The organism is Stenotrophomonas sp. YJH_SMC_110 (genome assembly GCF_059369255.1).
Genome location: NZ_JCAFSM010000001.1, coordinates 972,993 through 994,011 on the forward strand (window position 1 = coordinate 972,993; position 21,019 = coordinate 994,011).

The window sequence follows — 21,019 nt, forward strand, 5'->3', positions numbered from 1 at the left end:
CATTTTACGGCATCGCCGTCGCGGCTCCTGCGACCACCTGGGTGGCCAGTGCCTGTGCCTGCTGACGCAGTTCAGGCACCGCCAGGCTTTCCCACAGGCTGCCGATGCGCAGGCTGCCGAGTACGCCCAGCCGCGCCTGCGGCTGGCCACCGGCGGCACGCAGGCGGTCGCCCGGCACCGTGCTGTCCAGACCCAGCCCGTGCGGGCCGGGGCGGGCCAGGCCATCGCTCTGCAGCTGCTGCAGCAAGGGATTGCGCAGCGCGCTGGCGCGGGTTTCCACGCCGGTGGCGTTGATCACGCCGCCGATTGTCCAGTGCTGATCCTTGCCGGAGGCGTCGCGACCCGACAGCCGCAGGGCATCGCCTTCGCGGCCGATGCGTTGCAGGCGGGACCGGTGAATACGCAGTTGGCCGCTTTCGATCAGCGCCTGCAGCTGTGCGTCGACCTCTTCGGCGATGCGGTGGCGGTGCACGTCCCAGTAGCGCACCACATGGCGCAGGAAGCGGCGCTGGTCGGCCGCGTCAAGGCTGCACCACAGCGCCTGCCCGTGCGGACGGATGCGGTCCATCACTCCCTGCCACGGCAGGCCGTCGGCCTGCGCCTGGCGCGCGAACCCGCGCAACGCGCGCAGGCGCTGGCGCAGGCTCATCGGCAGCAGCGCAGCCGGGTCGAACGTGGGCAGGCCGCCATGCGCATGCGGCAGCGGCAGCAGGCCATGGCGCGAGATCACATGCAGCGGGCCGGTGTGGCCGGCTGCAACCAGCGCCAGCACGGTGTCGGCCATGCTCAGGCCGGAGCCGACGATGGCCACGGCCTGCTCACCGGCCAGGGTGCGTACGCCGTCGTAGTCCCAGGCCTCGATCACGTCATCGGCGGGCAGTGCCTCGGCACCGGCTATCGGCAGCGGCCGCATGCTGTTGCCGGTGGCGAGCACTGCCTGTGCGGCGTGCAGCGTCTGGCCATCGCCGAGTGCCAGCTGGTAGCCGTGGTCATCCGGCTGCAGGCCCAGTACCGGCTGCACGATCACCTGCAGCTGTGCCGGGCTGGCTGCGGCAGCCTCCTGCAGGCGCTGCTGCAGGTAGGCCGCAAAGTGGTGGCGGCACACGTAGCGCTCGCCCAGCACCTCGCGCGCCTCGCCCGGGTAGGCATTGGCGGCCATCAGGTAGTCGAGGAAATCGCCGGGCTGGTCGGCAAACGCACTCATCTTCGCCGCCGGCACGTTCAGCAGGTGCTCCGGCCACGGCGTGGCATAGGCGATGCCCTGCGCCAGCTGCGAAGCCGGTTCGAAGATGGCCAGCGCCAGCGGCGCCTGAGCCTGGCGCAACACCTGGATCGCCACCAGCACCCCGGCCGCACCACCACCGATGATTGCCAGGTCCAGTTCGCCATTACGCAGTGAATCAGTCATGCGCCGATTGTAGGCCATCGGCGATGACGGGCCGGATTGCCGAAGCGGGCGGTTGCCGCCGTTTCACATCAACGCATCGGCCAGCCGTGCGATGCCTTCGCGGCTGCGCCGCCACGTGGGACGGCTGCGCCACTGCTGCAGGTCCAGCTGCCGCGACTCGCGCACGTAGCCATCCTCGATCGCGCACAGCTGCTGCACCAGCGCGCGGTCGTAGCAGACCAGGCCGATTTCGGCATTCAGCGCGAACGAGCGGATATCCATGTTGATCGAGCCGAGCACGGCGATGTCCTCGTCCACGCTCATGTGCTTGGCATGCAGGAACTGCGGCTCGTACAGCGCGATGCGCACGCCACAGCGCAGCAGCTCGTCGTAGTAGGCCTCCTGCGCCCACGACGTCAGCCGCTGGTTGTTGCTGGCCGACAGGATCAGCTGCACCTGCACGCCGGACAAGGCCGCAATGCGCAAGGCGCTGAGCGTGGCTTCGTCGGGCACGAAATACGGGGTGACCATCACCAGCCGGCGCCGCGCCAGGTGGATCAGCGCCGCCACCGCATCGCGTGCGTTGCTGTACGGATAAGCCGGGCCGCTGGGCAGCAGCTGGGTGGCGATGTCGTCACTGCACTCGGGCACATCGGCGATCACGTCCAGGCGCTGGCCGGTTTCCATGTACCAGTCGCTGGCGAAGACCGCTTCCAGATGCGCCACCGCCGGGCCGCGCACGCGCGCCACCAGTTCGCGGTTCGGGTGGCCGGGCACGAACTGCGGGCCGGCCAGGTTCTGCGAACCGACATAGGCCACTTCGTTGTCGATCACCGCGATCTTGCGATGGTTGCGCAGGTCCATGCGCCCGCTGCGGCGCCAGCGCAGGCCACCGGGCAGCATCGCGCGCACTTCGATGTCGCGCGCCTGCAGGCGCTTGCGATAGGCACGCAGGCCGCGCTTGGCGCCCACCGCGTCGAGCAGCACGCGGCACTGCACGCCACGTGCAGCCGCACGCTGCAGGGCCTCGACGATCGCCTCGCCCACCGCGTCGTCGAACATCAGGTAGTACAGCAGGTGCACGCGGTCTTCGGCCTGGTCGATGTCGGCGATCAGCGTGTGCAGTGATTCGTCGTAGTCGGTCAGCAGATCGACGGCGTTGCCGTGCACCGGCATGAAGTCGCCCTGGCGCTGCACCAGCGGCACGATCTCAGCGCTGGCGGTGTCCGGCTGCGGTGTCCAGCGCAGGCGATGCTGCAGCGCCTGTTCCTCGCGGATGACCTGCGAGGCCTCGGCCTGGCGGCGGATGCGCTCGCGCGACAGCCATGGGTGGCCGAACAGCAGGTACAGCGGCAGGCCCAGCAGCGGCACGAAGCCGACCAGCAGCAGCCAGCTACGCGCCGCCCCCGGCGTGGTGCGGGTGGGGATCCAGCACAGTGCAACCAGCCGGATCAGCCAGTCGATCAGCAGCAGGTACGAACCCAGCAACCACTCGAACAGCATCGTGTCGCCCGTCGGGAGGTGATGGGCCATTCTGCCCACCGGCCCTTGTGGAGTCGAGCCGCGCTCGACGGCCTTCCGGTCCGACCGCACAGCAGCCGAGCGTGGGCTCGGCTCTACAGGATGGCTCAATGCCGCACCGGCACCTCGCACAGCCGCCGCACCGCGTCGGCATGGCGGCGGCCGTTGAGCGCCATGCAGGCGATCGCCTGTGCGGCCCGCTCCAGCTGCGCCTCCGGCAGCGGCGACGGCGCGCCGTTGGCCAGTGCCAGATGGTGGTCGCACAGCAGCAGCGCCATGCCCTCGATGCCTTGCAGCATGCGCTGCAGGCGCAGCCAGCCCAGTTCCAGGTCCTGCCGGTGTGATGGGGTGTTCATGCAACCTCCTTCAACTGATCTGGCCACCGTGAAGGTGGCGGACGATGCGTGGTTGCAATACCGGGAAGCAATCAATCAGCAAACGAACCGGCGGGCGCAAGGCCCCCTCGCACCGTCCGCCATAGAGGCGGATAGGTCACCAACCGTCGCCGGAGGGATCTCCGGCGACGGCGGGCGAGTCTACTGATTGATTGACTTCACGGGATTGCAAGCCCGACCGCTGCAACCGCAGCGGCTCACCATCATGGGCACGGCCACGCCCGTCGTTCCAATCGATTTGAACCGTGCGAGGCGCCCGAACCGGTAGGAACAATCACTTATCGCATTCGGCCCTTCGCTCCAGGCATGGCGCCATTGGCGACAGCGTGCGCAGGGACTGCCCAGTGCCGACCAACGGTCGGCACCCACCACCACCACAGCAGCATCGGAATGGTCGGTATCCACCAGGTAAACGCAGGGCATGAAAAAACCCGCCACAAGGGCGGGTTTCTTCGCGGGGACCAGCAATCCTTGCGGATTACTTGATCTTGCCTTCCTTGTACAGGACGTGCTTGCGCACGACCGGATCGTACTTCAGGAATTCCATCTTCCCCGGGGTGTTCTTCTTGTTCTTGTCGGTCGTGTAGAAGTGGCCGGTACCGGCCGAGGAAATCATACGGACCTTATCGCGCTTGCCTGCCATGATGCTTTACTCCTCAGACCTTTTCGCCGCGCGCACGCAGCTCAGCCAGAACGGAATCGATGCCGTTCTTGTCGATGGTGCGCAGTGCATGCGCGGAAACACGAAGCTTGACCCAGCGGTTCTCGCTGGCCACCCAGAAACGGCGCTCGTGCAGATTCGGCAGGAAACGACGACGGGTCTTGTTGTTGGCGTGCGAGACGTTGTTACCCGTCTGCACTCGCTTGCCGGAAACCTGGCATACGCGGGACATTGCGCACCTCGATAGTAGTAGTTGTCAGCCCGTAGCCCGGGCGACGGCGGCCTCGATGGTTGCCCACCACACGTCAAGAGAATCAAAGGGTACGCTGGCGTTGGGCGGCCGGGGACGTGCTCCCGGGGGCGCCGCCCGGTAGAAAACCGGACACAGCGAGCCGCGCATTATGCACGGGTTCAAGCACTTGCGCAAGTTACCCACAGGCGGGGACTGGACCGGCGGGGCGGGGGGACTTCGCCAACCGGCATACTGGCCCGGATCACTGCGGAGCTTTCCATGCGGCTGCTGGCCCTGACCTACGGAACCGAAGGCGATACGCGTCCGCTGGCCATGCTCTGCCATGGGCTGATCAGCGCAGGCCACGCGGTGACACTGCTGGCCGATGGCGGCACCCTGGGCAGCGCGCAGGCCCTGGATGTGCCCCACGCGGCCCTTGAGGGTGACATCCATGACGAAGTGGTCGCCCTTGTCTCGCGGGGCAACGGTGTTGCCGCCGCCAGTACCGGTCTGGCACGGATGGCGCTGCAGCATGTCAGCGGCTGGATGCGCCAGGCCGATGCCGCCGCCGAAGGCTGCGATGCGATTCTGACCGGCGGACTGGCGGCCCTTGTCGGCATGAGCGTGGGCGAACGTCGGGGTCTGCCGGTCATCGGCACCGGCATGATTCCGCTGACCCCGACGCGAGCCTTCCGCTCTCCGTTCCTGCCGCCCGGACGCTCGCCGGGCTGGTTGAACCGGGCCAGTTACGGGTGGGTCAACGGCCTGATCTGGCGCCAGTTCCGTCGGCCGATCAACGCGGCACGCCAGCAACTGGGGCAATCGCCGCGTCGCGCGCTGTGGTCCGGCCTGCCGATGCTCTATGGCATCTCGCCGCAGCTGCTGCCGCCACCGGCGGACTGGCCGGTCGACCACATCGCCTGTGGCCAATGGCGGCTTCCTGATGCGCCCTGGACGCCGCCAGCCGATCTGCAGGCCTTCCTCGATGCCGGGCCGCCGCCGGTCTATCTGGGCTTTGGCAGCATGACCGGATTCGATCGCGAGCGCGTGCTGCCGGCCCTGCTGCAGGCGCTGGCACCGCGCCGGGTGCTGCTGTTTCCAGGGTGGGCCGGATTGCCGACGGGTGCGCTGCCAGCAGATGTGTTCGTGCTCGGCCCGACGCCACACGAAGCACTGTTCCCGCATTGCGCACTCGCCATCCACCATGGTGGCAGCGGCACCACGCATTCGGCCTGCCGCGCCGGCATTCCCTCGCTGGTGATGCCGTTCGCCGCGGATCAGTTCTTCTGGGCCGATCGCCTGTATCGGTTGGGCGTGGCACCGGCACCGTTGTCACCGAAGCGACTGGATGCAGCAACGCTGGCGGCAGCCATCACCTTCGTTGAAACCGACGCAACACGCGCACGCGCGGCGGCCCTGGGCGTGGCGATGGGCCATGAGGACGGGGTGGCCTGTGGCGTGGCGATGATCGAGCGCTGGTTACGGCCGGTGTAACAGCGGCCAGGCCTCAGCGCAGGTGCGAAATCACCTGCGCCAGCAGATGGGCATCCTTGAGCGCGCCGTGCAGGCCGCGCTGGCTGGGAATGCGCAGGCGCTGCAGCACATCATCGAGCTTGTTGCCCTGGCCGGGCCAGCGCCCGCGCGCCAGCTTCAGGCTGCAGGTGATGCGGCAATGCTGGGCCAGCGTGCCAGGAATACCGGACAGACGCAGCTCGTTGTCCAGGAAGCCCACATCGAAGGTGGCGTTGTGCGCGACCATCTCGCTGCCGCGCAGGAAGTCCAGCAGTTCGGCGGCCTTGCTGGAAAACAGTGGCTTGCCCACCAGCATCGCATCACTGATGCCATGCACGCGCTGTGCACCCCAGTCGACCCTGCGCTGCGGCTGCAGGTAGGTGTGGAACTGGCGGCCGGTGAGCTGGCCATCGATCAGTTCGACGGCACCGATTTCGATCACCCGGTGCCCCAGGCGGTGGGAGATGCCGGTGGTTTCGGTATCCAGTGCGACGATGCGACTCATGCGTGGCGATGTTTCCTGTTACGTGCGGTGGTGATTTTCGCATGCCGGTAGAGCCGGGCCCACGCTCGGCTGGCGCGCGTAGCGCGGGCTTGGTGATGCCAGAAGCAGCCGAGCGTGGGCTCGGCTCTACAGATGCGCGCGCGCGATCAACCCAACGCCTCCACCACCCAATCGATGAACACCCGCAGCCGCTGGCTCATGTGCCGGTTCGGCGGGAACATCACATGCATCGGCATCGGCGGCAGCTGCCAGTCCGGCAACACCGGCAACAGCTCGCCGCGCGCCACGTGCGGCTCGGCCATGTAGCTGGGCAGCGCCACCACGCCCAACCCCGCCAACGCAGCGGCCAGATAGGCGTTTCCATCATCGAAGCCGACCGTATAGCGGCCCTGCACCTCAACGCGTTCATCGCCGCGCTGTGCAACGAACACGCGTGCGCGGCCGCTGCGCGGGCTGAGGAAGCCGACCATGTGGTGGTCGGGCCCTTCCAGCGCGCGCGGATCGGCCGGCAACCCGAAACGCTGCACATAGCCGGGGCTGGCGTGGAAGCCGATCGGCAGCGCCGCCAGCGGCCGCGCCACCAGTGCCGGGTCGGCCGGGGTGCCACCCCGGATCACGCAGTCGACGTTGTCGGCGATGACATCGACCTCGCGGTCACTCACGCCGATGTCCAGCTGGATCTCCGGGTAGCGCGCTTGGAAATCCGGCAACGCCGGCACCAGCCGCAGCCGCGCGTACGGCCCGGGCACATCCACGCGCAGGCGTCCGCGCGGCTGGCTGGCCGCGTCACCCAGCCCGCCTTCCACCTCTTCCAGCTCGGCCAGCAGGCGGGCGATGCGCGGGTAGTAGGCCGCGCCGTCGGCGGTGACGCTGACCCGGCGCGTGGTGCGGTTGAGCAGGCGCAGCCGCAGGTGTGCCTCCAGTTGCTGCACCAGCTGGGTGGCCGTGGTGCGGCTGATCTGCAGGGTCTGCGCGGCGCGGGTGAAGCTGCCGGTTTCCACCACCCGGGCAAAGGCCCGCATCGCCTCGAAACGGTCCATGGCGGGCCATGATTGTTTGGAATTGACAATCAATCTAGGCCGATCATCGCGGTTTATCCAGACAGCGCTGACGGGGAGGATGGCGTTCTCTCCCACGGGATCTTCCCCATGTCACAGCGTGATGTCGTTTTCCCCGCCGGCCGCCAGGCCCTGTACGAGCGCAACCGCTACTCGCCTGCGATCCGTTCCAACGGCTTCCTGTTCGTATCCGGCCAGGTCGGCAGCCGTGAGGACGGCTCGCCCGAGCCAGACTTCGAAACGCAGGTGCGCCGCGCTTTCGAGAATCTCAATGCGGTGTTGGCTGCTGCCGGCTGCACGTTCGATGACGTGATCGACGTGACCGTGTTCCTGGTCGATCCAGAGAAGAACTTTGAGAAGGCCTGGGCAATCGTGCCGGAGTATTGGGGCGAGGCGCCGCAACCGACCCTGACCGGTATCGGCGTGACCTGGCTGTACGGGTTCCAGTTCGAGATCAAGGTGATCGCGAAGCTGCCGTGATACGGGTAGTGCCGGCCGCTGGCCGGCAACGCGGTGGGGTCGAAAAGCGTGTCGACCAAGGTCGACACCTACCAGAGCACATGTGCGCGGCGCTCCCGAACGGTGTGGTGGGGTCAGAGCCCTTTCCGGAGGAAAGGGATCCGACCCCGCGCCCGGCCCAGCTGAACGGGAGATTCCGACGAATTCCCGAAGCGCCCATTGATATTGTATCCGGCGAAAACCGCTTGCTAGCCTGCCGTCCATGCGCTGGATCACCCGCCACCTCCGTTCGACCCTGCTGATGCTGCTGATGGCGGCATTCGTGGTCGTGCCGGTGGCCGACGCGCTGGCCTGCACGGTGGAACCGCATGCCAGCACGGTGCATGTGGAGTCCGCACCGGATGCCGATGGCGATGCCGACGGCAAGCACGTCGGTGCCTGTGGCCACAACCACTGCCACCACTCCAATCTGAGCCTGCCGGCCAGTACCTTCGCCGCCTTCGGTGCGCCGCTTCCGGCGCGCTGGATGAATGCCGGCGACGCGGCGACCTATGCGGTCGCCCAGGATGAACTGACGCGTCCTCCCCGGGCGTGAGTTGAGCGCGTCCCGCATTCGCGGGCTTCGGTTCCCCTCACCTCCGGAAATTCTTCATGTCGACCCTGACACGTCGGCCGCTGCGTGCGGCCGGGCGGGTCGTCGCCGTGTTGCTGGGCCTGGCCCCGGCGGCATCGGTGATGGCGCAAGCCGCCCCTTCCTACGACACCCTGCTTGAACGCCTGGACCAGCTGCCCGGCACCCGCGTCGGTGCGGCGCTGGCCGAGGCCGCCGACGCGCGCGCCGACCAGGCCCGTGCGTTGCCCAACCCTTCCCTCTCTTACTCCGCCGAAAACGCCTGGGGCACCGGCTCCTATGGCGGCATGGGCAAGGCCGATACCGTGCTCACCCTGTCCCAGCCGCTGGAGGTCTGGGGCCAGCGTGGCGCGCGTGTCCGTGCCGCCCGTGCCGAGGCACAGGCCGCCAACCTGCGTGGTGCCCAACGCCGCAGCGACGTGGCCAGCCAGCTGGCGGTGGTCTATGCACAGGCGGAAAGTGCACTGCGCCGCTACACCCTGGCCGAAGAAGCACTGAGCCTCACCCGCGCTGACGCCAACGCGGTCAACGCGATGGTCAAGCAGGGCCGCGAGCCGCAGCTGCGCGCCGTGCAGGCGCAGAGCGAAGTCGCCAACGCCAGCGCCGCGCTGGATGAGGCGCAGGCCTTCCGCGATGCCGCGCTGGCCCGCCTGGCCGGTGCCGCGCTGCTGGATGCGCCGGTGCAGTCGATCGGCGACAGCCTGCTCGACCGCGCGCCGCCGTTGCCACGCGGTGCCACCGATACCGCACTGGCGGTGCGCATCGCTGAAGCCGAAGCCGATGCGGCGGGCAAGCTGGTCGAGGTGGAGCGCAAGCGCGCCCTGCCCGACCTGAGCGTCACTGCCGCGCAGACCCGCTTCCGCGAGGGGGGCGAGCGCGCCTACAACCTCGGGGTCAGCCTCAGCATCCCGCTGTTCGACCGCAACCGCGGGGGAATCCGCGCCGCCAATGCCGACCAGCGCGCGGCCGAGGCACGCCTGGACCAGCAGCGCCGCGACAGCGAGGCGGCACGCCTCTCCGCGGTGGCCGGTTTGAAGGCCGCCGGCAGCCGTACCCGCGCCGCCGATGAAAGCGTGGTCGCCGCCGAAGAGGCGTATCGCCTGGCCCGCATCGGCTTCGACGCCGGGCGCATCTCGCAGCTGGAACTGCGCAGCACGCGCAGCGCCCTCATCGCCGCCCGCGGCACCGCCGTGGATGCGCGCCTGTCGCGCGTCGCCGCGGAAATCGATCTTGCCCGCCTTGAAGGGCGCGCACCTTTTGTGGAGGTCCCATGACGCTCTCCCGTACTTTCCCGCTGATCGGCGGCGTGCTGCTGGCCGCGCTGCTGGCCGGCTGCGCTGGCAACGCGCAGACACCTGCCAATGAAGACCCGGCTGCGGCCAAGGCCGGCACCGACGATGGCCACGGCCATGCCGCCGACAGCAAGGAGGCCAAGGCCGAATCCGCAAAGGCGCCCGCCGATGGCGATGAGGGTGTCGTGCAGCTGACTCCTGAGCAGATCAAGGCGTCCGGTATCGAAGTGGTCGCGGTCGGTCGTGGTGGCGGTAGCTCCACGCGCCTGTCCGGCCGGGTCGAACCGTCGGTCGGTGCACGCGCCTCGGTGGCGTCGACCGTGACCGGCCGCGTCGAACGCGTGCTGGTCGCACCGGGCACCGCGGTGAAGCAGAACCAGGCACTGGCGATCGTGGTCAGCGGCGAAGCGGCGGTGTTCCGCGCCAATGCGCTGGCCGCCTCGGCCGAAGCCGAGGCCGCGCGCCTGGCCTATGGCCGCGACAAGGCGCTGGTCGACCAGGGCGTGGTCGCCCGCCAGGAGATGGAAGCCTCGCGCGCACGGTCGCTGGCGGCACAGGCCCAGGCCGCTGCCGCGCAGGCCCAGGCCGCTGCCAACGGTGCGCCCGATGCCAGTGGCCGCGTGCGCATCACCAGCCCGGTGGCCGGCATCGTCGGCAACGTGCAGGTCACTCCGGGCGGTGTAGTCGCCGCCGGCAGTGCAGTCGCCGATGTCGCCGACCCGACAATGAACGAGCTGGTGTTCACCGCACCGCCGGCGCTGGCCGCACAGGTCACGCCCGGCATGACGCTGGAAGTGAGCGTGCCGGGTGGCAGCTTCACCGCCACCGTCACCGGTTCGGCCGCCGATGTGCGCCAGCAGGGCGGCGTCGCGGTGATCCGCGCCACCCCGGTGGATGCGTCGCTGCCGCCGGCCGGTTCGCCGGTCTCGGCCGTGGTGGTCACCGAAGGCCAGGACGGTTCGCTCAGCGTCCCGGCCGATGCAGTGCAGAACGTTGATGGCAGCAGCGCGGTGTTTGTCGCCGTCGAAGGTGGCTTCAAGGCGCAGCCGGTGCTGGCCGGGCGCCGTGCCGGTGACCGCATCGAGATCCTCGCTGGGCTGACCGGCAGCGAGCGCATCGTCGGTGCCAATGCCTTCCTGCTCAAGGCCGAGCTGGCCAAGGGCGAAGCCGAGCACGGCCACTGAGGAGGCGACCATGTTCAAGCTGATCATTGAAACAGCGGTGCGCCACCGCTGGCTGGTGGTGTTCATGGCCGCACTGATCGCCGCGGTGGGCCTGTTCCAGCTGGGCAAGCTGCCGATCGACGCGGTGCCGGACATCACCAACCGTCAGGTACAGATCAACACGGTGGCACCGGCGCTGACACCGGAGCAGATCGAGCGGCAGGTGACCTATCCGCTGGAAACCGCGCTGGCCGGCATCCCCGGCCTGACCACCACGCGTTCGCTGTCGCGCAATGGTTTCTCGCAGGTCACCGCGATCTTCACCGATGCCACCGACATCTACTTCGCCCGCCAGCAGGTGGCCGAACGCATGCGCGAGGCATCGGAAGACCTGCCCGATGGTGCATCACCGATGCTGTCGCCGGTCACCACCGGCCTTGGCGAGGTGCTGATGTGGACGGTGGACTTCACCGCGTTCGATCCGGCCAAACTGGCCAAACCCGATGAAGCGGGCTGGCAGGCCGACGAGGTCTACCGCACACCGGAAGGCAACCTGCTGCGTACGCCCGAAGAACGTGCGACCTACCTGCGCACCGTGCAGGACTGGATCATCGCGCCGCAGATGCGTTCCAGCCCGGGGCTGGCCGGCGTCGATACGGTCGGCGGCTACGTGAAGGAATACGGCGTGCATCCGGACAGCGCCAGACTGGCCGCGCATGGCCTCGGCCTGGCCGACCTGGTCACTGCGCTGCAGCGTTCCAACGTGCAGGCCGGTGCCGGCTTCGTACAGCGTGCCGGCGAGGGCCTGGTGGTACGTGCCGACGGCCTGGCGCTGACCACCGACGACCTGGCACAGGCCCCGGTGGCGACCCGCAATGGCGTGGTGGTACGCGTAGCCGATGTGGCCACGGTGGAACTGAGCCGCGCGCCGCGGCTGGGTGCGGCCAGCCGCAACGGCCATGAAGCCGTGCTGGGCACCGCGCTGATGATTGCCGGTGGCAACAGCCGCACCGTGGCCCAGGCAGCGGCCGCGCGCCTGGAACAGGTAAACAAGTCACTGCCGGCCGACATCGTGGCGGCACCGGTGCTGGACCGCAGCGTGCTGGTCAATTCCACCATCAAGACCGTCGCCAGGAACCTCACCGAGGGCGCGCTGCTGGTGGTGGTGGTGCTGTTCCTGCTGCTGGGCAACCTGCGTGCGGCAACGATCACCGCGCTGGTGATTCCGCTGTCGTTCCTGTTCGCAGTGATCGGCATGAACCGCTTCGGCATCAGTGGCAACCTGATGAGCCTGGGTGCGCTGGACTTCGGCATCCTGGTGGACGGTGCGGTGATCGTGGTCGAGTCGACACTGCTGATGCTGGGCCAGCGCCGCGCCGAACTGGGCCGTGCGCTGACCGCGATGGAACGCCTGCGCGTAGCCGCCGATTCTGCCATTAAGATGGCGCGCCCTGCGGCCTTCGGCCAGCTGATCATCCTGCTGGTGTTCGCGCCGATCCTCACGCTGGAGGGCGTGGAGGGCAAGACGTTCCACCCGATGGCGGCCACGTTCATGCTGGCCCTGGTCGGTGCCTTCCTGTTCTCCTTCACCTTCGTGCCGGCGATGGCCGCGCTGCTGGTGCGCGAGCCCAAGGTGAAGGACGGCGATGCGCACGCGGACGACGGCGAGCACGAAACCAGGCTGATCCGCGTGCTGCGTGCGCGCATCGAACCGGTGGTGCGCAAGGCCGTGGCGCACCCGCGCACGGTGCTGGCCGGTGCGGTGATGATGGTGGTGGTGGGCATCGGCGCGTTCTCGCTGCTGGGCCGCGAGTTCATGCCGACCCTGGATGAAGGCAACGTGGCGATGCAGGCCCTGCGCGTGCCATCGACCTCGCTGGAGCAGTCACTGGCAATGCAGCTGGCGCTGGAAAAGGCGATTGCCAAGCAGCCGGAAGTGGAAACCGTGTTCTCGCGCACCGGTACCGCCGAGGCGGCGATCGACCCGATGCCGACCAACATTTCCGACAGCGTGATCGTGTTGAAGCCACGCAAGGACTGGCCCGATCCGACGCTGGCCAAGGACGCACTGGTGGCGCGCTTCGAGAAACTGGCCGGGCAGCAGCTGGGCAACAGCTTCGAGTTCAGCCAGCCGATCGAGCTGCGCTTCAACGAACTGATTTCCGGCGTGCGTACCGACCTGGCCGTAATGATCTTCGGTGATGACTTCAGCCAGCTGCAGAAGGTGGCCGACCAGGTGGCGTTGAAGCTGCGTGCGGTGGATGGCGCGGCCGACGTGCGGGTAGAACAGATCTCCGGCCTGCCCACGCTCAACGTGGCGATCGACCACGTGGCGGCGGCACAGTACGGGTTGAGCGCCGCAGATGTGAGTGATGCGCTGTCCACCGGCATCGGCGGTACCACGGCCGGCAAGATCTTCGAAGGCGACCGCCGCTTCAACGTGGTGGTGCGCCTGGACGATGCCTCGCGCAACGATCCGGACCAGCTGGCCTCGCTGCCGATCGCCACGCCATCGGGGCTCGTGATTCCGTTGTCGTCGGTGGCGCGCATTACCGTGAGCGAAGGGCCGAACCAGATCAGCCGCAACAACGGCAGCCGCCGCGTGGTGGTGCAGGCCAACGTGCGCGGTCGCGATCTGGGCGGCTTCGTCGGCGAGGCGCAGGCCGCGGTGGCCGACGTGGCGCTGCCGCCGGGCGCCTACCTGACCTGGGGCGGTCAGTTCGAGAACCTGCAGCGCGCGGAGAAGCGGTTGGCAACCGTGGTGCCGGTGGTGTTCCTGCTGATCGGCAGCCTGCTGTTCATGGCCCTGCGCAGCGGCAAGGAAGCCATTCTGGTGTTCAGCTGCGTGCCGTTGGCGCTGGTCGGTGGCATCCTCGCGCTGCTGCTGCGAGGCATGCCGTTCTCGGTATCGGCGGCAGTTGGCTTCATCGCCGTCTCCGGCGTGGCCACGTTGAACGGCCTGGTGCTGATGCAGGCGATCCGCGAACGCCTGGACGCCGGCGACCTGCCGCTGCAGGCAGCAATCAACGGTGCCTCCAGCCGCATCCGCGCGGTGCTGACCACGGCGCTGGTGGCGATCGTCGGCTTCATCCCGATGGCGATTGCCAGCGGTTCCGGTGCGGAGGTGCAGAAGCCGCTGGCCACGGTGGTGATCGGTGGCCTGATCACCGCCACCGTGCTGACCCTGCTGGTGCTGCCGACCTTCGCAGCACGGGTGGCCAAGCCGCGGCCGGTGGGGTGAGGCGAGAGGGGGTCGGAGCCCTTTCCACAGGAAAGGGATCCGACCCCGTGACCGGGTCGGGTTGCCGGCCAGCGGCCGGCACTACCCTTGCACGGTCAGGCCTTCTTGCGCTCGGCGATGTAGGCCTGGATCTGCTGTTCCAGCACCGGCAGCGGCACCGAGCCCTGCTTGAGCAGGGTGTCGTGGAAGCCCTTGATGTCGAACTTGTCGCCCAGCTCCTTCTCGGCCTGCGCACGCAGGCGCACGATGGCGATCTCGCCCAGCTTGTAGCTCAGCGCCTGGCCAGGCCAGGAGATGTAGCGGTCCACCTCGGTGGTCACTTCATGCTCGCTCAGCGCGGTGTGGTCACGCAGGTAGGCCAACGCCTGCTCGCGGGTCCAGCCCTTGCTGTGCACGCCGGTGTCGATCACCAGGCGCGCGGCACGCCACATCTCGTAGGTCAGGCGGCCGAAATCCTCGTACGGGGTTTCGTAGATGCCCATCTCCACGCCCAGTTTCTCGCAGTACAGCGCCCAGCCTTCGCCATAGGCGGAGATGTAGGCGTTGCGGCGGAACTCCGGCAGGTTCTTCTGCTCGGCGGCGATCGCGCCCTGCAGCGAGTGGCCCGGATCGGATTCATGCAGGGTCAGCGCCGGCAGGTTGTACAGCGGGCGCGACGGCAGGTTGTAGGTGTTGAGCCAGTAGGTGCCCATGCCACCGCGGCCGGCCGTCCAGAACGGTGCGATGTCCGGCGGCACCGGCACGATGGTGAAGCGCGCGCGCGGCAACGTCATGTACTTGCCCAGCTGGCCGTCCGCCCGCTTGGAGATCCACGCGGCACGCGACAGCAGCTCTTCCGGCGTCTTTGCATAGAACTGCGGATCGGTACGCAGGAAGGTCAGGAACTCGGCAAAGCTGCCCTTGAACTTCACCTGCTTGATGATGTCGTTCATTTCCTTCTGGATGCGCGCGACCTCATCCAGGCCGATGCGGTGGATCTCGTCCGGCGACAGGTCCAGCGTGGTGTACTCGTGGATCTGCTGCCGGTAGTACGCCTTGCCATCGGGCATCGCTTCGGCGGCCAGGGTGGTACGCGCCTGCGGCACGTACTCGTTGACGAAGAAGGTGCGCAGCTGCTGGAACGCCGGCACCACCTTGCCGCTGATCGCCGCGCGCGCCTGCGCCTGCAGCCTGGCCTGCTCGGCGGCCGGGATGGTGGTGGGCAGCTTCTTGAACGGCGCGTACAGCGGCGACTCGGTCGGGTCCTTCAGCTCGGCGACGGTGGCGATGGACACTTCGCGGCCATCGAGCACCGCGCGCGGCACGCTGAAACCACGCTTCAGGCCGGCGCGCATGTTCTCGGTCTGCTGGCCGAAGTAGCGCGGTACATCATTCAGGCGTGCGATGTAGTTCTGGTAGTCCTGCACGGTCTTCATCTCGCGCCGGGCCATGAAGGACAGGTTGGACCAGAACGAGGAATCGGCGTTGAACGGCATCTCGTAGCCGCGCAGGCGCGTCTCTTCGGCCAGGTTGAACACCTGGTCGTGGTAGATCGCGTAGTTGACCTGGTTGTCGGCCGACAGGGTCTTCGGGTCGATCTTCTTCAGCGCGGCCAGGGTCTCATCCCACACCTTCAGGCGCGCCTGCTGCGCGGCCGGGCCGACGTCGGGCATGCGGGTGGCGTTCGCCGGGGCGTCCTCGTCCTCGCTGGCCTCGCCACCGCCCTGCTGGCGCCACTTCCATTCCTTCTCGTACAGCGCGCGGAAGGCGGCGTCGGCGGGCGATTCAGTGGCCACGCCGGACGGTGCGGCGGTGGCGGGCGGCGCGGCCAGGGCCACGGCGGGGGCGGACAGGGCGATCAGCAGGGCAACGGCAAGACGGGTTTTCACGAGCACAGGTTCCCGGGAAGGCAGACCCCGATCATGGCACCCCCCATCGCCCGTGGCATGGGACGAAGGTCCTGCCTGCGCAGCAGACCGGGGCCCCGGTAGCCGCCAACCTTGGTTGGCGCTGGGCTTCCCCGTGTGCCAACCAAGGTTGGCAGCTACCAGGCACGGTAGCCAGGTACGCAGTAGACCCACGTCATGCGTGGATGCGCCGCGGATCCGGACAGGGTGATCCGGACGGGGTCAGAGCCCTTTCCCATGAAAAGGGATCCGACCCCGGGGCCTCAGTGGCTGGCCTTGTCTCGCTTCCAGCCGCGGTGCTTGATGTCCAGGTGCAGGCTGTACAGCGCGGTGAACGCCGGGAACAGGTTCTGCAGCACGCCCACCGAGTCCTGCTTGGCCGAGAACAGGAAGTAGCTCAGCGTCATCAGGCTGCCGAGCACGCTCATGTACCAGAACAGGCGCGGGATCACCGGCTTGCCGGCGCGCTTGGACGCGACGAACTGGACCAGCCAGCGGCCGCCGAACATCAGCGCGCCGGTATAGCCGATCAGCTTCCAGCCGGTCACGTGCAGGCCGGTCCAGTACAGCCAGGTCAGCGGCTGGTCGAGCCAATGCAGCTCCAGATCCATCAGCGCTCCTCCACCGCGGTGCGCTTGCTGCGGGTGATCAGCCAGGCCACGCCACGCAGGTCGCGGATGCCGACCAGCGCGCGGCCGAGGTTGTTGTACTTGGACACGCCAGCGGTACGGTGGCGGTGGTTGACCGGCACGCTGGTGGTCTTCCAGCCGGCGCGCTGCATCAGCGCCGGCAGGTAGCGGTGCATGTGGTCGAAGTACGGCAGGTCGAGGAACGCGCTGCGTTCGAACAGCTTGATGCCGCAGCCGGTATCGGGCGTATCGTCGCGCAGCATGCGTGCACGGATGGCGTTGGCCCATTTGCTGGCCCAGCGCTTGCTGCCGCTGTCCTGGCGGTTGACGCGCCAGCCGGCGAACAGCTTCACCTGCGCCTCGGCGGCGTCGCGTGCGGCGAGCAGCTTGGGGATATCGGCCGGATCGTTCTGGCCATCGCCATCCAGGGTCGCGATCCACGGCGCGCGGGCGTGCTTGACGCCGGTGCGCACCGCGGTGCTCTGCCCGCTCTGGTTCACATGGTGCAGCACGCGCAGTTCCGGGGTGGTCGCCTTCAGTCCCTGCAGCACCGCCAGGGTGTCATCGCGCGAGTGATCGTCGATGTAGACGATTTCGAACGGCAGCCGGCCACGCAGCGCGGCGGTGATTTCGGCGACCAGCGGGGCGACATTGTCGCGCTCGTTGAATACCGGGACGACAACGGAAAGCTCGGGTTGGCTCATAAGGCACTCGGCCAAAGGGGGGACAAAGACCGCGCATTCTCCGCTGCCGAGGTTATCCGAAGATGAACCCCGCGGCGTGAGGATCCATCCTCAGGCGCGATCGCCAAAATACTCGCGGCACCACTGCACCACAGGCGGCAGGCCTTCTTTGATCGGGGTCACCGCATCGAAGCCGAAAGCGTCATGTGCGCGCCGGGTATCGGCCATCGTGCGCACCATGTCGCCGGGCTGCATGGGCTTGTACACCTTCTGCGCGGGGCGGCCGGCGGCCTGCTCGATCACGCTGATGAAGCGCTCCAGCTCGACCGGCGTATGGTTGCCGAGGTTGAACACCCGGTGCGGCACCGGGCCGTCGGCCGGATGCGCGAGGGCGCCGAGGATACCGGACACAATGTCGGAGACATGTGTGAAATCGCGCTGCATGCGGCCTTCGTTGAACACGTCGATCGGCCGCCCGGCCAGCACCGCGCGGGAGAACAGCAGCGGTGCCATGTCCGGCCGGCCCCACGGGCCATACACGGTGAAGAAGCGCAGGCCGGTGGCATGCAGGCCGTACAGCTGCGCGTAGGTGTAGGCCATCAGCTCATTGGCCGCCTTGGTCGCCGCGTACAGCGAACGCGGCTGGTCTACGCGCTGGTCCTCGGAGAACGGCGGCGTGGCCGAATCGCCGTAGACCGAGCTGCTGGAGGCATACACCAGGTGCTGCACGCCGCGGTGGCGGCACAGTTCGAGCATGTTGACGAAGCCGACCAGGTTGCTGTCGACGTAGGCGTGCGGGTTTTCCAGCGAATAGCGCACGCCGGCCTGGGCGGCCAGATGGATCACCGCCGTCGGCTGCACTTCATCGAACAGCGCAGCCAGGCCCTCGCGGTCGGTCAGGTCCAGCGCGCGCAGGTCCAGCGACGGGCACAGCGCGGCCACGCGGTCGCGCTTGATCTGCGGGTCGTAGTAATCGTTGAAGTTGTCCAGGCCGACCACGGCCTGGCCGGCCTCCAGCAGAGCGCGGGCGGTGTAGGCACCGATGAAGCCGGCAGCGCCGGTGAGCAGGATGGTCATGGCAGGGGCCTGGAAACGAAGTTCAGGCCCCTGATGTTACCGGTCTCAGAACAAACCGAAACGCTTCTTCGCCACGTTGGTGCGGCCGGGTTCGATTACATCCTGGATCTTCTTCGCGTCGAAGCGGTCGAGCAGCGCCTCGGCGCCCTTCCTCAGCTTCAGGTCCATCTCTTCGGGGTACAGCGGGACCAGGCTCATGAAGCTGATGGTCTTGCCGTCGTCCAGTTCCAGCGTGGCAAAGTCCTCCGGGGTGGTTACCGGCGGCAGCACGATGGCGCCGTCGAAGCCCACGCCCGGCGCATAGGGCTCGCTGGGATGGCCGTTGGGAATGGTGTGGCCGAAGCCCAGCCAGGTGTCGTACTCGTGCGGCAACCGCGCCATGCCCTTCAGCAGGCGCACCGGCCAGTAATTGCGCTCGTCCTCGAAGGCGTCCTGGGAGATGGGCCAGTCCGCCGGCAGGGTCACCATCAGTTCCATGTAGCGCGGCACGTCCGCGTCCACCTCGGCGGGCACGGTCATCGGCAGGTCGCTCATGCCGGAGGTGACCAGGCGCAGGTAAGGGCAGTGGTCATTGGCCGGCACCACGTGCACGTCGATGTGCACCAGGTCGGAGATGATCTCGTGGAAGACACCGGATACCGGGCCCAGATGGCGTTCGAGGTGGGCGCTGATCGCCTCGATGTGGCGTTCTTCGCCGGTGGCGAGCACGAAGTCCTTTTCGCGGCGATGTACCAGTATCTGGGTGCCGTCCGGGCTGACGTCCTCGTATTCGTTGCTCATGTCCTGCTCCCTGGATGAGGCCACGGACCGGAAGGCAGTGCATTCCCTCGGCGCGCGCGGCGGTACGTTCCCTGTCATTGGCGGGACACGGCAGGAACGGGCCGCGCCCCTGTCACTGCGCCGGGCTCAGCCCTGGCGCGTGCGCAGCTTTTCCAGCACGCCGTCCAGGGTATCCAGGTCGGTGTAGTGGATGATCAGCTTGCCCTTGCCACCGCGGCCATGATTGATCGCCACCTTGGCGCCCAATGCTTCGGACAGTTCGGTTTCCAGCGAGGCGATGTCGGCCTGCTGCACCTTCGGCGTGGCCGCCGGGCGGTTGCTCGGCACCTTGCCGGCGGCGAAGGCCTGCGCACGGCGCTCGACCTCGCGCACCGACCAGCCTTCATCGGCTGCTTCCTGGGCCAGCTTGCCGGCCAGCTCGGGAGCCAGGGTCAGCAGCGCGCGGGCGTGGCCCATTTCCAGGCGGCGGGTTTCCAGCAGCAGGCGGATCGCCACCGGCAGCTCCAGCAGGCGCAGCAGGTTGGACACCGCCGCGCGCGAGCGGCCGACGGCCTCGGCGGCCTCGGCATGGGTCAGGGTGAACTCGCTGATCAGGCGCTGCAGCGCCTCGGCTTCTTCCAGCGGGTTGAGGTCTTCGCGCTGGATGTTCTCGATCAGCGCCATCGCGATGACGGTGCGGTCTTCCAGCTCGCGCACCACCACCGGCACTTCGTCCAGGCCGGCCAGCTGCGATGCGCGCCAACGGCGTTCACCGGCGACGATTTCGTAGTTGCCTGCCGGCAGCTGGCGCACCAGGATCGGCTGGATCACGCCCTGCGACTTGATCGAGTCGGCCAGCTCGGACAGCTTGCCCTCGTCCATCTCGCGGCGCGGCTGGTACTTGCCCGGCTGCAGCTGGCCGACCGGCAACTTGCGCAGCACTTCACCCGGCAGCGGCTCGATCACCGCGGTGGTGGCCTGCACCTGGCTGACCGCGCCTTTCGGGCCCAACAGCGCATCCAGGCCACGGCCGAGGCCTCGCTTCTTGGCTGCCGGCTTGCTGCTGGTCATCAGACGATCTCCACGGCCTTGCCGGCCTTGTTGCGTTCGTTGTTGCGGCGGATGATCTCGCCGGCCAGGCCCAGGTAGGCCACGCCACCGCGCGAGGCGCGGTCGTAGCCGACGATGCTCTGGCCATGGCTGGGTGCCTCGGCCAGGCGCACGTTGCGCGGCACGATGGTGCGGAACACGCGGTCGCCGAAGTGCTCGGTGAGCTCGGCCGACACTGCGTTGGCCAGGTTGTTGCGCACGTCGAACATGGTGCGCAGCACGCCTTCGATCTCCAGCGCCGGGTTCAGGCTGGTGCGCAGCGCTTCGATGGTTTCCACCAGCGCGCTCAGGCCTTCCAGCGCGTAGTACTCGCACTGCATCGGCACGATCACCGAGTCGGCGGCGGCCAGCGCGTTGAGCGTCAGCAGCGACAGCGCCGGCGGGCAGTCGATCAGGATGTAGTCGTACTCGTCGCGGATCGGCGCCAGCGCGCGCTTCAGGCGCTGCTCGCGCTCGCTCTGGCCCATCAGCTGGATCTCGGCGGCGGTCAGGTCGATATTGCCGGGCAGCAGGTCGTAACCCTCGGCAGTCTGCACGCGTACATCGGCAGCGCTGTTCTCGCCGAGCAGCAGGTCACAGGTGGAGGCGGCCAGCTCGCGTTTGTCCACGCCACTGCCCATGGTCGCGTTGCCCTGCGAATCCAGGTCGACCAACAGCACGCGCTTGGGTGCGTTGGCCAGGGAAGCGGCCAGGTTGACGGCGGTCGTGGTCTTGCCGACGCCACCCTTCTGGTTGGCGATGGCGATGATGCGGGCCATGCGGGTGTGCCTCGTCGACGTGTGCTGGGACCGGTCATTATGCGTACAACCGGCCCCTTG

General features: G+C 68.1%; 20 protein-coding genes. 6 read left to right on the forward strand and 14 right to left on the reverse strand.

Going from position 1 to position 21,019, the window contains the following annotated elements; genetic code table 11:
* Window positions 1-4 precede the first annotated feature (4 nt).
* From AC5P6H_RS04375 to rpmB, 5 genes are all read right to left on the reverse strand, one after another.
* Window positions 5-1,426: an FAD/NAD(P)-binding protein gene (locus AC5P6H_RS04375; RefSeq protein ID WP_495202337.1), complete on the reverse strand. Its 1,422-nt coding sequence runs from the start codon at window positions 1,424-1,426 to the stop codon at window positions 5-7.
* A 45-nt stretch (window positions 1,427-1,471) separates the two neighbouring features.
* Window positions 1,472-2,890 carry a cardiolipin synthase gene (cls, locus tag AC5P6H_RS04380; protein WP_495202352.1) on the reverse strand — a complete coding sequence of 473 codons (1,419 nt, stop codon included), beginning with the start codon at window positions 2,888-2,890 and terminating at the stop codon, window positions 1,472-1,474.
* 125 nt (window positions 2,891-3,015) lie between these two features.
* Window positions 3,016-3,264 (reverse strand): hypothetical protein, encoded by a 249-nt coding sequence (locus tag AC5P6H_RS04385; RefSeq protein ID WP_126411524.1) that lies wholly within the window; start codon window positions 3,262-3,264, stop codon window positions 3,016-3,018.
* A 517-nt stretch (window positions 3,265-3,781) separates the two neighbouring features.
* Complete coding sequence (rpmG, locus tag AC5P6H_RS04390) at window positions 3,782-3,949, reverse strand: 50S ribosomal protein L33 (protein ID WP_169411268.1); 168 nt, start codon at window positions 3,947-3,949, stop codon at window positions 3,782-3,784.
* A 10-nt stretch (window positions 3,950-3,959) separates the two neighbouring features.
* On the reverse strand, window positions 3,960-4,196 hold the full coding sequence (rpmB, locus tag AC5P6H_RS04395; protein ID WP_005411638.1) for a 50S ribosomal protein L28: 237 nt from the start codon (window positions 4,194-4,196) through the stop codon (window positions 3,960-3,962).
* Window positions 4,197-4,475: 279 nt separating this feature from the next.
* On the opposite strand from rpmB, the gene AC5P6H_RS04400 reads away from it, so the two are divergent.
* On the forward strand, window positions 4,476-5,690 hold the full coding sequence (locus AC5P6H_RS04400) for a glycosyltransferase (protein WP_049442086.1): 1,215 nt from the start codon (window positions 4,476-4,478) through the stop codon (window positions 5,688-5,690).
* Between the two features lie 13 nt (window positions 5,691-5,703).
* Here AC5P6H_RS04400 and dnaQ read toward each other — a convergent pair whose 3' ends face one another.
* Complete coding sequence (dnaQ, locus tag AC5P6H_RS04405) at window positions 5,704-6,213, reverse strand: DNA polymerase III subunit epsilon (protein ID WP_049407177.1); 510 nt, start codon at window positions 6,211-6,213, stop codon at window positions 5,704-5,706.
* A gap of 146 nt (window positions 6,214-6,359) precedes the next feature.
* A complete protein-coding gene (locus tag AC5P6H_RS04410) occupies window positions 6,360-7,253 on the reverse strand; it encodes a LysR family transcriptional regulator (RefSeq protein WP_414612159.1) in 894 nt (297 codons plus the stop codon).
* Window positions 7,254-7,361: 108 nt separating this feature from the next.
* On the opposite strand from AC5P6H_RS04410, the gene AC5P6H_RS04415 reads away from it, so the two are divergent.
* The 5 genes from AC5P6H_RS04415 to AC5P6H_RS04435 all read left to right on the forward strand — a co-directional run bounded on the left by AC5P6H_RS04415 (window position 7,362) and on the right by AC5P6H_RS04435 (window position 14,057).
* Window positions 7,362-7,751, forward strand: a complete 390-nt coding sequence (locus AC5P6H_RS04415; protein ID WP_495202338.1) for a RidA family protein — start codon at window positions 7,362-7,364, stop codon at window positions 7,749-7,751.
* A gap of 241 nt (window positions 7,752-7,992) precedes the next feature.
* A complete protein-coding gene (locus AC5P6H_RS04420; protein ID WP_014648874.1) occupies window positions 7,993-8,325 on the forward strand; it encodes a hypothetical protein in 333 nt (110 codons plus the stop codon).
* A gap of 56 nt (window positions 8,326-8,381) precedes the next feature.
* Window positions 8,382-9,635 carry a TolC family protein gene (locus AC5P6H_RS04425; protein ID WP_329768079.1) on the forward strand — a complete coding sequence of 418 codons (1,254 nt, stop codon included), beginning with the start codon at window positions 8,382-8,384 and terminating at the stop codon, window positions 9,633-9,635.
* Window positions 9,632-10,837 carry an efflux RND transporter periplasmic adaptor subunit gene (locus AC5P6H_RS04430; RefSeq protein WP_032960667.1) on the forward strand — a complete coding sequence of 402 codons (1,206 nt, stop codon included), beginning with the start codon at window positions 9,632-9,634 and terminating at the stop codon, window positions 10,835-10,837. The genes AC5P6H_RS04425 and AC5P6H_RS04430 overlap by 4 nt, the downstream gene beginning before the upstream one ends.
* Window positions 10,838-10,847: 10 nt before the next feature.
* Window positions 10,848-14,057 (forward strand): efflux RND transporter permease subunit, encoded by a 3,210-nt coding sequence (locus AC5P6H_RS04435; RefSeq protein WP_329768078.1) that lies wholly within the window; start codon window positions 10,848-10,850, stop codon window positions 14,055-14,057.
* Between the two features lie 95 nt (window positions 14,058-14,152).
* On the opposite strand, the gene AC5P6H_RS04440 is transcribed toward AC5P6H_RS04435, so the two are convergent.
* The 7 genes from AC5P6H_RS04440 to AC5P6H_RS04470 form a co-directional block, all read right to left on the reverse strand.
* A complete protein-coding gene (locus AC5P6H_RS04440) occupies window positions 14,153-15,925 on the reverse strand; it encodes a DUF885 family protein (RefSeq protein WP_262225196.1) in 1,773 nt (590 codons plus the stop codon).
* 281 nt (window positions 15,926-16,206) lie between these two features.
* The gene (locus AC5P6H_RS04445) at window positions 16,207-16,554 is read right to left on the reverse strand and encodes a lipid-A-disaccharide synthase N-terminal domain-containing protein (RefSeq protein ID WP_014648879.1); all 348 of its coding nucleotides are present in this window, start codon (window positions 16,552-16,554) and stop codon (window positions 16,207-16,209) included.
* A complete protein-coding gene (locus tag AC5P6H_RS04450) occupies window positions 16,554-17,276 on the reverse strand; it encodes a glycosyltransferase family 2 protein (RefSeq protein ID WP_005420380.1) in 723 nt (240 codons plus the stop codon). Before AC5P6H_RS04450 ends, AC5P6H_RS04445 begins: the two co-directional genes overlap by 1 nt.
* A 90-nt stretch (window positions 17,277-17,366) precedes the next feature.
* The gene (locus tag AC5P6H_RS04455) at window positions 17,367-18,332 is read right to left on the reverse strand and encodes an NAD-dependent epimerase/dehydratase family protein (RefSeq protein ID WP_495202339.1); all 966 of its coding nucleotides are present in this window, start codon (window positions 18,330-18,332) and stop codon (window positions 17,367-17,369) included.
* Window positions 18,333-18,377: 45 nt separating this feature from the next.
* A complete protein-coding gene (locus AC5P6H_RS04460; protein ID WP_049407664.1) occupies window positions 18,378-19,112 on the reverse strand; it encodes a suppressor of fused domain protein in 735 nt (244 codons plus the stop codon).
* 126 nt (window positions 19,113-19,238) lie between these two features.
* Window positions 19,239-20,162, reverse strand: coding sequence for a ParB/RepB/Spo0J family partition protein (locus AC5P6H_RS04465; RefSeq protein WP_014648883.1), 924 nt, complete (start codon window positions 20,160-20,162; stop codon window positions 19,239-19,241).
* Window positions 20,162-20,959, reverse strand: a complete 798-nt coding sequence (locus AC5P6H_RS04470) for a ParA family protein (protein WP_014648884.1) — start codon at window positions 20,957-20,959, stop codon at window positions 20,162-20,164. Before AC5P6H_RS04470 ends, AC5P6H_RS04465 begins: the two co-directional genes overlap by 1 nt.
* Between the last annotated feature and the right edge of the window lie 60 nt (window positions 20,960-21,019).

What these genes read in the sequence shown, in the direction of transcription:
- AC5P6H_RS04375 (WP_495202337.1), bottom strand. Translation starts at nt 1,426, where the DNA reads ATGGCCTACAATCGGCGCATGACTGATTCACTGCGTAATGGCGAACTG.
- cls (WP_495202352.1), bottom strand. Translation starts at nt 2,890, where the DNA reads ATGCTGTTCGAGTGGTTGCTGGGTTCGTACCTGCTGCTGATCGACTGG.
- AC5P6H_RS04385 (WP_126411524.1), bottom strand. Translation starts at nt 3,264, where the DNA reads ATGAACACCCCATCACACCGGCAGGACCTGGAACTGGGCTGGCTGCGC.
- rpmB (WP_005411638.1), bottom strand. Translation starts at nt 4,196, where the DNA reads ATGTCCCGCGTATGCCAGGTTTCCGGCAAGCGAGTGCAGACGGGTAAC.
- AC5P6H_RS04400 (WP_049442086.1), top strand. Translation starts at nt 4,476, where the DNA reads ATGCGGCTGCTGGCCCTGACCTACGGAACCGAAGGCGATACGCGTCCG.
- dnaQ (WP_049407177.1), bottom strand. Translation starts at nt 6,213, where the DNA reads ATGAGTCGCATCGTCGCACTGGATACCGAAACCACCGGCATCTCCCAC.
- AC5P6H_RS04410 (WP_414612159.1), bottom strand. Translation starts at nt 7,253, where the DNA reads ATGGACCGTTTCGAGGCGATGCGGGCCTTTGCCCGGGTGGTGGAAACC.
- AC5P6H_RS04415 (WP_495202338.1), top strand. Translation starts at nt 7,362, where the DNA reads ATGTCACAGCGTGATGTCGTTTTCCCCGCCGGCCGCCAGGCCCTGTAC.
- AC5P6H_RS04420 (WP_014648874.1), top strand. Translation starts at nt 7,993, where the DNA reads ATGCGCTGGATCACCCGCCACCTCCGTTCGACCCTGCTGATGCTGCTG.
- AC5P6H_RS04425 (WP_329768079.1), top strand. Translation starts at nt 8,382, where the DNA reads ATGTCGACCCTGACACGTCGGCCGCTGCGTGCGGCCGGGCGGGTCGTC.
- AC5P6H_RS04430 (WP_032960667.1), top strand. Translation starts at nt 9,632, where the DNA reads ATGACGCTCTCCCGTACTTTCCCGCTGATCGGCGGCGTGCTGCTGGCC.
- AC5P6H_RS04435 (WP_329768078.1), top strand. Translation starts at nt 10,848, where the DNA reads ATGTTCAAGCTGATCATTGAAACAGCGGTGCGCCACCGCTGGCTGGTG.
- AC5P6H_RS04445 (WP_014648879.1), bottom strand. Translation starts at nt 16,554, where the DNA reads ATGGATCTGGAGCTGCATTGGCTCGACCAGCCGCTGACCTGGCTGTAC.
- AC5P6H_RS04450 (WP_005420380.1), bottom strand. Translation starts at nt 17,276, where the DNA reads ATGAGCCAACCCGAGCTTTCCGTTGTCGTCCCGGTATTCAACGAGCGC.
- AC5P6H_RS04455 (WP_495202339.1), bottom strand. Translation starts at nt 18,332, where the DNA reads ATGACCATCCTGCTCACCGGCGCTGCCGGCTTCATCGGTGCCTACACC.
- AC5P6H_RS04460 (WP_049407664.1), bottom strand. Translation starts at nt 19,112, where the DNA reads ATGAGCAACGAATACGAGGACGTCAGCCCGGACGGCACCCAGATACTG.
- AC5P6H_RS04465 (WP_014648883.1), bottom strand. Translation starts at nt 20,162, where the DNA reads ATGACCAGCAGCAAGCCGGCAGCCAAGAAGCGAGGCCTCGGCCGTGGC.
- AC5P6H_RS04470 (WP_014648884.1), bottom strand. Translation starts at nt 20,959, where the DNA reads ATGGCCCGCATCATCGCCATCGCCAACCAGAAGGGTGGCGTCGGCAAG.